The organism is Microbacterium schleiferi (genome assembly GCF_020781975.1).
Lineage (GTDB): Bacteria > Actinomycetota > Actinomycetes > Actinomycetales > Microbacteriaceae > Microbacterium.
The window spans coordinates 19783-33137 of the sequence record NZ_JAJGNI010000016.1 but is presented as its reverse complement, the minus strand read 5'-3'; the positions used below and the strand labels follow the sequence as shown (position 1 = coordinate 33137).

Here is a 13355-nt window from a genome sequence, read left to right as displayed (position 1 = left end):
TCAGCCCCTCCAATGCCCTCACGTGCGGCCGTAGGCCGTGCGGGAGGGCATTCGCGTGGGTGCCGTAGGAACCGATCGCCGCGTGCGGGTGGGCCCACGCCGCCGGAGGCTCCGCGCGCCGCACAGCGGCGTGTGGAGTGGCGGATGGAAGCGAACCTGCCGAAAGCATCGAAGGCTCACGCAGTACTCTGCGCGGGCCTTCGGGTTCAGGGGGACGTCAGTCTCGGGCTTCTTCCTTGACGTCGTTGCGAGCCTTGATGGCGTCGCGTTCGGCCTCCGCCTTCTTGACGTCAGCTTCGGCCGACATCTCTTCGGCCTTGTCCTTGACGCGGTCGACGCCGTCCTGGATGGCGTCGGCAGTGTTCTCCGCAGCCTCCGCGAGGTTCTTTTTCGCATCGTCCATGAATCCCATGGGGTCTCCTTTCGTCTGCAGAGCGCGTACTCACGTCGCAATCGATGAGATTAGCTGACCTGTTCGCCGCTTCCCAGGGGCTTGCGGGATTGGGCCTGACCAGACATAGTTCGCGTCGGCGGGCCTGATCCTCCAGACGCCAGCAACGGAGGCCGGCGCCCCTTGACGGCACACTGAACAAGTGTTTAACCTGTTGAACATGCGTTCAATGCCTGACGCCTCGACCCGAGAGCGGATCCGCGATGCGGCCATCGCGGCTTTCGCGGAGCGCGGTTTCGACGCAGCGAGCCTGCGCGACATCGCACAACGGGCGGGCGTCAGTGCCGCTCTGATCGTGCACCACTTCGGCTCGAAGGAAGGCCTGCGCGAAGAGTGCGACGCCCATGTCGTCCAGACACTGGTCACCGACAAGGGGCGCCTCGCAGGTGGCGGTGCGTCAGCGATGATGCGGGAGGCCCTCGCTGACCGCCAGCGCTATGAGCCGCTGCTGGACTACATGTCCCGGATGCTGACATCCGACACCGCGGCGGCAGACGATCTGTTCGACTCCTTGGCCGCCGCGACGCGCGACCTGCTCGAGCAACAGGCCGCGGCCGGGATGATGCGCCCACAGTCCGACATGGACGCGACCGTCACCGCAGTGACGCTGTACGGCCTCGCCCCGGTGCTGCTGCGCCGCCAGCTCGCTCGCAGCCTCGGTGAGGACGGCCTGACCGAGGCGCTTCTTCGCCGGCTCACCCTGCCACTCCTGGAGCTCTACACCCACGGCATCTACGCGGACGACCGGCTGCTGACCGCCGCGCAGGACGCGCTGGCGCGACCCCTCGGCCCGCCCTCGGGCAAAGGTGAGAACGACCCGCACCAGGATCCCGACCCGCCGCTGGCCGGCTGACCCCGGCATCCATCAACACTCCAGCGACGAAAGGAGCAGGGGATGACCCCTGCCATTGAACTGAACGACCTGCGCAAGCAATACGGGCGGCGCACCGCCCTTCACGGCCTCACCCTCACGGTAACTCAGGGCACGGTGTTCGGCCTGATCGGCCCCAACGGGGCCGGCAAGACCACGACTCTCCGGATGCTGGTCGACATCATCCGGCCGACCAGCGGCACCGCCCGCGTCCTGGGAACTGATCCGCGAACCGGCGGGGCCGCGCTCCGGCGACGCATCGGTTACGTCCCCGGTGAGTTGCGGATGGAGGGACGCGCCACCGGACGACGTCTCCTCGACTTCTACGCGAGCGTCTCGGGGCCGGTGCGCCAGGGACGGATCGAGCAGCTGGCCGAGCGTCTCTCGTGCGATCTGTCCCGTCCCGTCCGCACCCTCTCGAAGGGCAACAAACAGAAGCTCGGGCTCATCCAGGCATTCATGCACGAGCCACCGCTGCTCATCCTCGACGAGCCGACGAGCGGACTGGACCCCCTCATGCAGCGCGAGTTCCTCGGGCTTGTGCAGGAGGCCCGACACAACGGCCAGACTGTCCTGCTGAGCTCTCATGTCCTCAGCGAGATCCAGCAGGCAGCTGACGACGTCGCGGTGCTCAGCCAGGGCCGGATGGTCGCGGCGGGTGCTGTCGACGAGCTCCGGCTCGGCGCCGTGCGCCGCATCCGGGCTGTGATGACGGATGCCGACCCCGACGCGGTCCGCGGCGCACTCACACCGCTGTCGCCGGCCGCGCCTCCCGAGGTTCGCGCGCAGGATGACCGGGTGATCGTGCACGCCACGATCGAGGGTGAAATCGACCCACTCGTGAAGGCACTGGCCCGTTTCCACGTGGCGGAGCTGCTGATCGAAGAGCCCGACCTCGAAGAGTCGGTGTTGCGCCTGTACGGCGCCGCGAGCGCCGATACTTCCGCAGCGATGGGAGGCGAGTGACATGGCCGGTGTGCTTCCTGTCGCAGGCCGGAACCTGCGCGACTCCTGGCGCGGGCTGCTCGCGTGGGCGCTGGGTCTGACCGCGGCCCTTGCTCTGTACCTTCCCCTGTTTCCATCGTTCGGCAGCAACGGCTCGCTCGAGGAGATCATCGCCACCCTTCCCCCGGAGTTGGTCGACGCGCTCGGCTATGACCAGATCGGCACCGGCTCGGGATATGCGCAAGCAACCTTCTTCGGTCTGATCGGTTTCGCGCTCATCGTCATCGCAACCACCGCCTGGGGAGCGAGCGCGATCGGTGGCGCCGAAGAGAACGGCCGCCTGGAACTCGACCTCGCCCACGGCATCGGCCGCGTTGCCTATGTCCTCGAGAACGCGCTGGCTATCCTCGTCAAGCTCATCGCGCTCGGCGTCGTCATCGGCGTGGTGGTCGGGGTCCTCAACGGTCCCTCGGAACTCGGGCTCGAAGCATCCGGAATCGTCGCTGCCACAGCAGCCCTCACTGGGCTGGGGGCACTGTCTGCCACAGCCGCGCTGCTGGCCGGAGCGATCTCCGGTCGCCGGATCGCCGGGGTCGCGGCCGGTGCGGGAATCGCCGTCTACGGGTACGCACTTCAGGCTGTCGCGAACCAGTCCGAGGATCTCGCGTGGGTTGAACGGCTGTCGCCGTACTCCTGGGCCTACAGCGAGTCGCCGCTTGAATCGGGACTCGGGTGGGGCATCGCGGCGGTCTGGGGCGTCGCGATCGTGTTCACCGGAGCTGCAGCCCTTGCGCTGCGCTCCCGCGATGTCACCGGCTGAGGATCACCGGTACTGATCGAGCGAGCGAAGGGGAGGCTGGGCGCCGACGTGGGTCACCGCGTCGGCGCCCACCGCGCACGCGGCCGCCAGCGCGACATCGTCGGGCCATCCGGCGTGCACGGCGAGCGTGATAGCCGCGCTGAAGGCATCCCCGGCGCCGACGGCGCTCACGGCTTCGACCACGGGTGACGGAGCGGTCAGGACCCGCTCACCGTCACGCCACAGCGACGCCCCGCGCGCGCCGTGTGTGACCACGACCAGCTGCGCCGCCGAGACTGATGGCAGAGCGGCGAACTCGGCGTCGTTGACGATCACGAGGTCCGCACGCTGCAGGACCGATGCTGGGATGTCCCGCGCCGGCGCTGCGTTCAGCGCGAAGAACCCGGGCACGGATGCCGCGAGAGTCTCGATCGCGTGCGGAGGGATCTCCAACTGCGCGAGCACGGCTTCGTCGGGCGTGAACTGGCCCGCGCCATCGACCGTATCGTTGGCGCCCGCGCACACCACGATTGTGTTCTCGCCCGCGGCATCCACCGTGATGATTGCCGTTCCCGTCGGTTCTGCGACGACACGGATGCCTGACGTGTCGACTCCCGCGCGGCGCAGGTTCTCGAGCATGGCCCGACCGTCGGCGTCGTCTCCAACGGCCCCGAGCATCCGTACCGCCGCGCCCAGTCGAGCGGCTGCAGCTGCCTGATTCGCCCCTTTGCCGCCGGCGCCCCGAACCGGCCCGACACCACGCACCGTCTCACCGGGGACCGGGAGCTGATCCACGGTGACCGAAATGTCGACGTTGATGCTTCCGACCACACAGAGCGGACCGGGGGCTGGGGATGTCATGTCCACATTCCATCACGCGGCATCACCCCGGCTACGACCAAGGGGTCACCGCGCGATATAACCGAAGGGGTGCGCGACGCGCCCCGGACAGCGCCGTCCGCTCACCTCATCTTCGGGAGCGACATGACTGCGCCACTTCCGCTCTACCTCGACTGCGACACCGGTATCGACGACACCGTCGCCCTGGCCTACCTGCTGCGCTCGCCCCTGGTGGAGCTGGTCGGCATCGGAACGGTCAGCGGCAACACGGATGCCGCGCAGGCGGCCCGCAACACCCTCGACCTCCTGGCGCTGGCGGGCGCGCCCGACATCCCCGTCGCTGTCGGCGCTCACGACCACCTCAGCCACCCCTACAGTGGCGGCGCGCCACACGTGCACGGCGCCAACGGCATCGGTGGTGTCGCCCTTCCCGAGGCAGGAAACACGGCCTCGTATCGCGACGCTGCAGACCTTCTTCTCGAGCTGTCCCACGCTCACGCTGGCGCGCTTCACATCCTCACTATCGGGCCCGTCACCAACATCGCGATCGCTCTGGAGCGAGACCCCTCGCTGCCGTCGCGGATCGCCGGTGTCACGACGATGGGTGGCGCAGCTCTCGTCCCCGGCAACATCACTCCCGTCGCGGAGGCGAACATCTTCAACGACCCCGAGGCTGCCGACGCCCTCGCGCGGGCCGACTGGGATGTGACGTTCGTTCCCCTGGACGTCACGATGAATCACATCCTCACCGACAGCGACCGCGGCCTCTTGCTCGCCTCCGCTGATCCGTTCGCCCGCGCTGTCGGCGAGATCCTCGATCACTACCTCGACTTCTATGTGCCTCAGTTCGGCGCCCGGCTGAGCCCGCTCCACGACCCGCTGGCGGCGATGGCCGCGGCCGGCGCCCCGGGCATCGGCCCTGGCCTGCGAGTTCCCGTCGTCATCGATACGACCGACGGACCCTCTCGCGGCTCGACCGTCGTCGATATGCGCGGGCAGCGCCTCGGCCCTCGCGATCACCAGGGTGTGCGGACCCGGGTGCTCTTCGAGGGCTCCGATACCCTCACCGCGCACCTGGTGTCGACGATCCTCGGCGACGCGGCCGCGCAGTAGCTCGCGTCAGGCGGCACGGGTTCACGGCAAGGGCTCAGCTGGCGCGACATCCGGTCCCCGCGCGCCGGTTGTCGTTCGGGCTGATGCTGCACGCACCGCACCGATGCTCGCGGCGATGACCAGCGCGACTCCGGCGATCTCGAGCCACGTCATGCCCTGACCGAGCAGCAGCCAGCCGGCAAGGGTCGCTGTCGCCGGGGCGAGACTCATCAAGATCGCGAAGGCGGATGCCGCCAGCCGTCGCAGCGCCAACAGTTCGAGTGCATACGGGATGGTCGAAGACAGCACTGCCACTGCCGCGCCCAACGCGAGCAGATCGACGCGCACGAGCGCGCCACCGGCGGCGATCAACCCCCACGGCAGTGCCGCAAGCGCCCCCACGACCATTGCGAGAGCGAGCCCATCGAGGCGCGGAAACTCACGCCCCACCCGCGCAGAAGCGAGGATGTACAGCGCCCAACTAGAGGCAGCTCCCAGGGCGAACAGCACGCCGAGGGGATCCAATCGGTCCCAGCCGCCGCCGGCCAGGGCGATGACCCCGACGAGCGCGAGTCCCGCCCACAGCCAGGCGCTGGCGCGACGCGCGGCGATCACCGAGAGCACGAGCGGTCCGAGTACCTCGATCGTCACGGTGACCCCGAGAGGAAGTCGTGCGAGCGCCAGATAGAACAGGCAGTTCATGAGGGCGAGGACCAGACCGAACCCGATGACCGATCGCCAGGCTGCCGGCGTATGACCGCGAAGGCTCGGCCGAGCGATGATCATGAGGATGACGGCCGAGAAGCCGAGGCGCAGGAAGACGATCCCGAGGGGCCCGAGGGCGGGGAACAAGAGCACGGCGAGCGATGCCCCGAGCTCCTGACACACCAGACCCGTGACGACCATCCCGACCGCGAACGGCGGCGACGACAGGGGGACGGCGCGCGGTGCGTTCACCCCGCGTCCGTGGTCACGGCTGAGGCAGCGGGCACACCGCTGCGCCGCGGATGGTCTCGGCCTGCTGTTCGGCGGTCCACGGCAGCCCGGCCGCGGGGGCTGTTTCGCCTGCCGCGGCGGGGGCCTTCGAGGCGATCGCGGCAAGTTCCCAGGCGAGGTTGGCGGCAAGCCCCGCGGGAGCCGCGGAGTTGTTGAGGACGACCGCCACAGTGAGGCCGGTGTCGGGGTCGGCGTAGGCAGCTGTGAGATACCCCGGAATCGCGCCGTGCTGACCGATCAGGCCCCCAGCGGTGAAGGCTCCGCCGTCATAGGTGTACCAGGTCGGTGCGCCCGGGTACACCGCGCGGGGGCTATCGAACCGCGTCTGGTCATCTGCCAGCAGTGCGCCGGTGGCAAGCGCCTGCGCGTAGCGACCAAGATCGGTGATCGTCGAGACCGCTCCCGAGTCGGCGTAGCCGATGCTCGCGGATAGCGTGGTGATATCGAGGGGGTCGGCGCACAGCAACTGCCCGTCCTCGCCCGGCAGCGAGTTGTTGCCGCGCAGCGACGGCGTGTCGCTGTCACCGGACGGTGTCGCCGGCTCCGGACCGGGTAGCCACGTGGAATCGAGAGCGAGAGGCTCCGTGACGTACTGCTCGACGAGGTCGGGCAGGGATGTCGCCGTCGCCGTCTCGAGCGCGAGACCGAGCAAGAAGTAACCGGCATCCGAGTCGACGAAGGCGTCGCCGGGATCGGTGGTGCGCTCTCGCCCCATGCCGTAGGCGGCGAGTTCGAGCGGGGGCCACTCGCGGTTCGGGGTCTTCAGCCAGTCATTCCAGAGCGAGGGCGCTGATGCGCCGAGGCCCGACGAGCTGTCGCACAGCTGACCCAGGGTCACGTCTTCCAGGCCGGATGCGCCCCCGACGTAGTCTGAGACCTTGTCGCCAAGGGCGACGACCTCCTTCTCGACGAGCGCGTAGAGCACGTCGCAGGTCATGGCACGCGTCACGCGCGCTGCGCGGAACTCCATGTCGGAGGTGACCTCCTGCGAGCTCGACGGAGACTGCGTCCCGACGCCGGCGACCCAGGAGCCGCTCCAGGGCGCCCAGACGCCCACGATGGCGCCCGACGATCCGGTCGCGGCCATGGCCTCGGCCAGCGCCGCATCCAGCTGCGACTGAGTGTCGGCGGGAAAGCCGCCCTCGACCTGGGCCGGCACGTCGATCTCGACGGTTTCCGTGGGAGCGCACCCAACCAGGGTGGCCGCGAGGGCAACCGTCGCGATCCCGAGGGCGCTCCATCGCCTCCTGAGGATCGTCGCACCCATACCCAACCCCCGTTGTTCGTGCATTCAGCATTCAAACACATCAACATCACACGAAGATCACGGCCCCTACGCTGTGACCATGACGTATCGCTTCGACGACAGCATCCGCACCGGCGTCCTTGCCCACATGAACGGCGACCACGGCGGCGACAATCTTCTGATCGTCAGGGCGTTCGGGCAGGCGGATGCCGTGAGTGCGGTCATGTCGGATCTCGACGGCAACGGCGGCGTGTGGGATGCCGAAATGGGCGATGGCGCGACGGTCACCGTGTCCGTGCCATGGCCGGGGGGCCCCATCACGGAGCGCCCGCAGATTCGGGCCGAGATCGTGAAGCTCTATGACGCGGCGTGCGAGCGTCTGGGAGTCCAGCCCCGACCGCACGAGTGAGTGGCGCCGACCCGCAACCACGGGGACTTTGGGCTTGTCAGGTTCTGCTTACCTGAAGGTACACTGGTGCCCATGACACCCGTGACCCCATTCTCGGCCGCCCTGCGCGAGCGTTCGAGCAATGCCCACTCGGGCAGTGAACACGCCGGCTTCATGAGCGATCTCATGAAGGGCGAGGGCACGCGCGAGGACTACATCGCGCTGGTCGCCCAGCACTGGTTCATGTACGACGCGATCGAGCGCGCTGCCGAGGTGATGCGCCACGACCCCGTCGCCGCGCCCTTCATCAGCGAGAAGCTCACCCGCATTCCGGCGCTGGAGGCCGACCTCGAGTTCCTCATCGGACCGGATTGGCGCGACCGGATCGCCCCACTCCCGAGTACCCAGCGTTACGTCGACCGGATCAACGAGGTCGGCTCCACCTGGGCCGGGGGATTCGTCGCCCACCATTACACCCGCTACCTCGGCGACCTTTCGGGCGGCCAGTTCATCGGCAAGCTCATGGCGCGTCAATTCGGCTTCGAGACCAACGGCATCGGCTTCTACGTCTTCGACGACATCGCCGACCCGCGCGCGTTCAAGGACGTGTATCGGGAGCAACTGGATGCCGCTCCCTGGGACGCCGACGAACAGGAGCGCGTCATCGACGAAGTGCTCCGCGCCTACCAGTTCAACACCGATGTCTTCGTCGACCTTGCCGCCGCCAAGGCTTCGGGCAGCATCGCCGAGATCGCCTGAGCGATCCTCAGGCTCGCCCGCGGACGGCAGCCATGAACCGCTGCACATCGGGGTCGACCCGGATGTCACGGGGCCGCAACGGGCGCGTCAGGTAGAGCCCGTCAAGCGAGGTCAGGCGGCTCAGCGCCACGTAGGTCTGGCCGGGCGCGAAAGCACCCGAGCCCAGGTCGATGATGGCTCTGTCGTACGTCTTCCCCTGCGACTTATGAATCGTCACCGCCCACGCCAGGCGCAGCGGGAACTGGGTGAACTCCGCCACGATCTCGCGCGAGATCGACCGCGTCGACGAGTTGTACGCGTACCGGAACCTTTCCCAGACGGCGGGCTCGACATCCATCTGTTCACCATCGACCTCCACGCGCACCGTGCCGCCGGCGATCCGCGTCACGGTTCCGATGGTGCCGTTCACCCACCGGGGCGGCTGGCCGAATGTCGACACGTCGTTGCGCAAGAACATGACCTGAGCACCCACCTTGAGCTGCAGTTCCGCGTCGGCGGGATACGCGGCATCCCCACGTCCGAAGTCACCGCTGATCTCGGCGTGCGCCGTCTGAGTCGCACCCGGCAGCGCATCCAGGTGAGCACGGTTGATGCGGGTGACGATGTCGTTGCGTGTGGCAAGCGTGATGATCGGAGGTTCGTCGGCCCCACCCACCGGCGGGGTGCGAGCGCCAGTGTCGTTGAGCACCTGGGCGATGTCGGCGGTGACCCGACCGTGGCGTACGGCTCCCAGCATCCGGCGGAACTCCGGATCGGATTGCCGGTGGATCTCGGTGAGCTCGCGGATCTGGAGCGATGCGCCGTACCGCCCGAGATCCAGCAGCGACGACCCCTCCGATCCGGGAAGCGCCGCGTCCGACCCCGCCCACACCCGCGCATCGAAGAACCAGAACGACCGGTAGTGATCGCGGATGTACCGCTGCTCGTCGCCATGTCGTGGCGGCACCGGCGCGAGCTGGTACGGATCCCCGAACATGACGATCTGCACTCCACCGAACGGCTCGGCACGCCGACCTCGTGCCTGCCGAAGGGAACGATCGATGGCGTCCATGACGTCGGCGTTGACCATCGAGATCTCGTCGATCACGAGGGTGTCGATGGCGTTCAGCAGCTTGCGGGTGGCATCCGGATGCTCGAGGTCGGCGTCCGCGATCAAACCGATCGGCAAGCGCAGCAGAGAGTGGATCGTCTGGCCTTCGACGTTGAGGGCAGCGACACCGGTGGGCGCACAGACGGCGATCTGTTTGCTGGTCCGGTAGGACAGGTGCTGCAGGAGCGTCGACTTGCCGGTTCCGGCCCGACCGGTCACGAACACGTGGTCGCGCGTGTCCTCGATGAGTCGGAACAGCGCCTCTTGCTCTGCGGAGAGTTCGGGCGCCTGCACCGGGCCATGCTACCCAGCGCGCGCCGCGGCAGGGCGTCCTCACAGCACGTCGTTCCTAGACTGGTGCCGTGAGCACCACGGGGGAGAACGCGTCGGGCGGTGCTGCCATCGCGCCCGAGACGCCACTCGCGACAGGCGCCGCGCAGCGCGCGTCTCGCCGCGGCCGCCGGGACGCGCGCCGCTCACTCACCGGCGACCTCATCATCCTCTCGGCGGTCGGCCTACTGCTGATCGCCGCGTTCATCGCCGCGGGAGCGACCCTCTACGCGCAGTTCTACAGCCCGTCGGCCTTCGTGGTGCGCTACGCAAACCTGCTCGCTGACGGCAATGCCACCCAGGCGCTTGCCGTGCCGGGGGTCGCGGTCTCGTCAGCCGACCTGGAGGCCGCTGGGCTGCCCGCCAACGCTTCCGAGGACTTCCTTCGCTCCAGCGCGCTCGGCGATCTCAGCGACATCCGTGTCGTGTCTGAAACGAGAAGCGGCGACACCGTCGCGGTGACCCTCGCGTACTCCGCGGGCGGCCACGACGCATCCACGACGTTCTCGGTGGTACAGGACGGCATGATCGGGATCTTCCCGCGCTGGGAGTTCGCGCAGAGCCCCATCGCGGTCATGGATCTCACCGTCAACGGATCGGCGGAGTTCGCGGTGAACGGCTTCAGCGTGGACAAGCGGCAGGTCTCGCCCGACGGAGTCGCCGCCGATCTGTCAGCGTCGATTCCCCTGCTCGTGTTCTCACCCGGCATCTACTCGGTGACCGTCGACACCCCCACCGCGACCTCGCCGGGAGTTGCGATGCTCTCCGACGTCCCGTTCACAAGTGTCCCGGTCACGGTCACCGCGACGGCATCCGACGAGTTCGTCACCCTCGTGCAAGACAAGGTGGATGCCTTCCTCGAGGAGTGCACGCTGCAGCAGGTTCTGCAGCCCACCGCCTGCCCGTTCGGGTTCGATCTCACCGATCGAATCGTCACTCTGCCGACGTGGTCGATCGTGCAGGACCCGACGGTGTCGCTCGTGGCCGACGGCGCCGGGTGGCGCATCGCTGAGGCAGCCGCCATGGCGCACATCGAGCTTCGCTCTCGCTCCCTGTTCGACGGCAGCGTGAGCGATGTGAGTGTCGATGTCCCGTTCGTGGTCACGGGCACCATCGACATCCTTCCCGACGGCACGGCCTCGATCCTGCTCGGGTGAGGGTCGGCCGAGCTCAGCGCCCCACGCGTGCGTCGCGCTCGGCGAGCTGCGCCAGCCGAGCGTTGTACTCCTCGAGTTCGGCATCCGCCGTGCGCTCGGCCTGCCGGTCCTCGCGCCGTTGCGCGCGCTCGTCGCTGCGGCTCCACTGAATGGCGACGGTGATCGCGAGGATGAGGGTCGGGATCTCTCCGATCGACCATGCGATGCCCCCGCCGATGTACTGGTCCTCGAGCGGCGTCGCCCCCCACGTGCGGCCCATCGACCCGAACCACTCGGCCACCATCAGCCCGCTGTTCATCATGATCGCGATACCGAAGAAGGCGTGCATCGCCATGACGCCGATGAGGATGAGCAGGCGGAACGGGTAGGGAAGGCGGTAGGGCACCGGATCGATGCCGATCAGCGACAGCACAAACAGGTAGCCCGTGATCAGGAAGTGGAAAATCATCCACTCGTGCCCGAGGTGGTCGTACAGACTCCAGCGGAACAGGTCGGTGTAGTAGAACAGCCAGAGCGAGAGGACGAAGTTCCCGGCGGCGAAGAACGGGTTGGTCACGACCTTCGCGAACGGCGTGTGGATGGCCCAGAGGATCCACTCGCGGCCACCGCGCGTGCCGTCGTCCCGCTTGCGTACAGCACGCAGTGCGAGGGTGACCGGGGCTCCCGCGACCAGAAGCAGCGGGATGCCCATCGTGAGCGCCATATGCCCGAACATGTGAACGCTGAACAGGTACTCCTGGTAGACGTTGTGTGCACCGTTGGTGATCCAGGCGAGCATGACGAGGCCCGAGAGGAACAGCACCGTGCGATACAGCGGCCACCGATCGCCGCGGGCACGAAGGCGCCAGACGCCGGCGAGATAGAAGAACGCCGCGAATGCGCACAGCAGCGCCCACAGCAGGTCGATCTCCCACGCGGCCACCCACTGCCACGGGGTCAGCTCGGGCGGTAGCGCCGCGCCCGTGAGGAACTCGGCCGGCGTCCGTAGCTCGGGCAGCGACGTGTCGACCGGCGGTGGGGTGCGCGCGAGCGCGACGGCGGCACCGCTCGCAAGTCCCATGAACCCGATCTCAGCGAGGATCAGCCACCAGAAGAACCGGGATGCGCGACTCTCGCGCATCCGATCGATCAGCCGAAGCCGGTACCAGGCCCCGAGCAGCCCCATGGCGACGAGCGCGACGATCTTCAGGGCGAGGATCGCGCCGTACGGCGAGAGCATCGCCTCCCACGTCACGACGCCGATGACACCGCGCACGTACCCGGATGCCGCGACGACCACGAACGCCACGATCGCGATGGTCGAGTACCGGCGCAGCACTGTCGTCATCCGCTCGGCGGGCAGCAGGGGCCGGATGACGATGAGCAGCAGCAGTCCCCCGAGCCAGAGAGCCGCTCCTTCGATGTGGAGCACCGTGGCCATCACCGCGGCGTTGTGGTTGGCCTCCTCGCCCGAGTGGCCCTGCGTGCCCACCGGGACGAGGGCAGCGATCGCGAGGATAGCGACCAGAAAGGTTCCCGTCCACGAGCGGACCGCGAAGGTGAGCACCGTCAGCAGTGCCCCGAACACCGTGGTGAGCAGCCACGCGCGACCGAGTTCGGTGTCGGTGAGGAACTTGCCGAACTGCGCCCCGAACTCGGGGCCGAGCGTGACCTGTGCGTTGAAGGCGTCGATGAACGTGAAGAAGCCCGTGACACCGGCGGCGACGGTGAAGACGGCTGCCGAGACGGATGCCACGTCCAGGGCCACATCGAAAGCCCTGTCGCCGGCCTTCAGGGCGAACAGGGCCAGGATCAGTGATCCCAGCAGCCCGGCTGCCGCGAGGTTGAAGATCAGCGTCGTGGTCGGCAGACCCCAGCGGACCACGGGTCCGGCATCCGCGATCACCAGCGGCGCGGCGCCACCACCGTACGCAAGGGCGGCGACCATCACGACGACGGCGACCGTCACGAGCGTCGCCGGGCCGATCGCCCGCAGCAGGCGGGAATCCATCCCCTCAGCCTACGCGCGCGAAAGGGGAGCATCCGCGGACGGACGCTCCCCTTTCGAGGTGAAGACGAAGGGTCTTACTTGGCGGCAGCCTTGAGCTTGGCGCCGGCCGAGACCTTCACGCGCTTGCCGGCGGGGATCTTGATCTCCTCACCGGTCTGCGGGTTGCGGCCCGTGCGAGCGGAGGTGGCGACCTGCTCGAACGAGACCCAGCCCGGGATCGACACCTTGCTGCCCTTGGCGACGGCCTCGGCGACAGTGGTGAACAGCGCGTCGACGACGCCCGAAACGGTGGCCTGGCTCTGACCGGTCGCGCTTGCGATGCTCGCGACGAGCTCGGTCTTGGTGATGGACTTTTCAGCCATTGTGGTTGTCCTCCAAGGCGGTGAAGTCCCCGCCCTCGT

General features: G+C 68.1%; 14 protein-coding genes. 7 read left to right on the top strand and 7 right to left on the bottom strand.

Going from position 1 to position 13355, the window contains the following annotated elements; translation table 11 throughout:
- Positions 1-217 precede the first annotated feature (217 nt).
- Positions 218-412 (bottom strand): hypothetical protein, encoded by a 195-nt coding sequence (locus LL236_RS14365; RefSeq protein WP_228179511.1) that lies wholly within the window; start codon positions 410-412, stop codon positions 218-220.
- A gap of 199 nt (positions 413-611) precedes the next feature.
- On the opposite strand from LL236_RS14365, the gene LL236_RS14360 reads away from it, so the two are divergent.
- Genes LL236_RS14360 through LL236_RS14350 form a run of 3 tightly spaced genes read left to right on the top strand, consistent with a single transcriptional unit; the run spans position 612 to position 3087 of the window.
- Positions 612-1304 (top strand): TetR/AcrR family transcriptional regulator, encoded by a 693-nt coding sequence (locus LL236_RS14360; protein WP_228179510.1) that lies wholly within the window; start codon positions 612-614, stop codon positions 1302-1304.
- Positions 1305-1346: 42 nt separating this feature from the next.
- Positions 1347-2288, top strand: a complete 942-nt coding sequence (locus LL236_RS14355) for an ABC transporter ATP-binding protein (protein ID WP_228179509.1) — start codon at positions 1347-1349, stop codon at positions 2286-2288.
- Position 2289: 1 nt separating this feature from the next.
- Positions 2290-3087 carry an ABC transporter permease subunit gene (locus LL236_RS14350; protein WP_228179508.1) on the top strand — a complete coding sequence of 266 codons (798 nt, stop codon included), beginning with the start codon at positions 2290-2292 and terminating at the stop codon, positions 3085-3087.
- 3 nt (positions 3088-3090) lie between these two features.
- Here the strand turns inward: LL236_RS14350 and LL236_RS14345 are convergent, their stop codons facing one another.
- Complete coding sequence (locus LL236_RS14345) at positions 3091-3927, bottom strand: PfkB family carbohydrate kinase (protein ID WP_228179507.1); 837 nt, start codon at positions 3925-3927, stop codon at positions 3091-3093.
- Positions 3928-4050: 123 nt separating this feature from the next.
- Here LL236_RS14345 and LL236_RS14340 point away from each other — a divergent pair, with 123 nt between their 5' ends.
- Positions 4051-5019 carry a nucleoside hydrolase gene (locus LL236_RS14340; RefSeq protein WP_228179506.1) on the top strand — a complete coding sequence of 323 codons (969 nt, stop codon included), beginning with the start codon at positions 4051-4053 and terminating at the stop codon, positions 5017-5019.
- A gap of 21 nt (positions 5020-5040) precedes the next feature.
- On the opposite strand, the gene LL236_RS14335 is transcribed toward LL236_RS14340, so the two are convergent.
- Both LL236_RS14335 and LL236_RS14330 read right to left on the bottom strand, forming a co-directional pair.
- Positions 5041-5904 carry an EamA family transporter gene (locus LL236_RS14335; RefSeq protein WP_228179514.1) on the bottom strand — a complete coding sequence of 288 codons (864 nt, stop codon included), beginning with the start codon at positions 5902-5904 and terminating at the stop codon, positions 5041-5043.
- A 64-nt stretch (positions 5905-5968) separates the two neighbouring features.
- Positions 5969-7261, bottom strand: a complete 1293-nt coding sequence (locus tag LL236_RS14330; RefSeq protein ID WP_228179505.1) for a serine hydrolase domain-containing protein — start codon at positions 7259-7261, stop codon at positions 5969-5971.
- 79 nt (positions 7262-7340) lie between these two features.
- Here LL236_RS14330 and LL236_RS14325 point away from each other — a divergent pair, with 79 nt between their 5' ends.
- Both LL236_RS14325 and LL236_RS14320 read left to right on the top strand, forming a co-directional pair.
- Positions 7341-7649, top strand: a complete 309-nt coding sequence (locus LL236_RS14325) for a DUF2470 domain-containing protein (RefSeq protein ID WP_228179504.1) — start codon at positions 7341-7343, stop codon at positions 7647-7649.
- A gap of 72 nt (positions 7650-7721) precedes the next feature.
- On the top strand, positions 7722-8387 hold the full coding sequence (locus tag LL236_RS14320; RefSeq protein WP_228179503.1) for a biliverdin-producing heme oxygenase: 666 nt from the start codon (positions 7722-7724) through the stop codon (positions 8385-8387).
- A 7-nt stretch (positions 8388-8394) separates the two neighbouring features.
- Here LL236_RS14320 and LL236_RS15090 read toward each other — a convergent pair whose 3' ends face one another.
- Positions 8395-9771: an ATP-dependent DNA helicase gene (locus tag LL236_RS15090; protein ID WP_228179502.1), complete on the bottom strand. Its 1377-nt coding sequence runs from the start codon at positions 9769-9771 to the stop codon at positions 8395-8397.
- Between the two features lie 68 nt (positions 9772-9839).
- Between LL236_RS15090 and LL236_RS14310 the strand changes: the two genes are divergently transcribed.
- Positions 9840-10964: a hypothetical protein gene (locus LL236_RS14310; protein WP_228179501.1), complete on the top strand. Its 1125-nt coding sequence runs from the start codon at positions 9840-9842 to the stop codon at positions 10962-10964.
- A 13-nt stretch (positions 10965-10977) separates the two neighbouring features.
- Here the strand turns inward: LL236_RS14310 and LL236_RS14305 are convergent, their stop codons facing one another.
- Positions 10978-12954: a cytochrome c oxidase assembly protein gene (locus tag LL236_RS14305; RefSeq protein WP_228179500.1), complete on the bottom strand. Its 1977-nt coding sequence runs from the start codon at positions 12952-12954 to the stop codon at positions 10978-10980.
- A gap of 74 nt (positions 12955-13028) precedes the next feature.
- Positions 13029-13316, bottom strand: a complete 288-nt coding sequence (locus tag LL236_RS14300; protein WP_195692545.1) for an HU family DNA-binding protein — start codon at positions 13314-13316, stop codon at positions 13029-13031.
- Between the last annotated feature and the right edge of the window lie 39 nt (positions 13317-13355).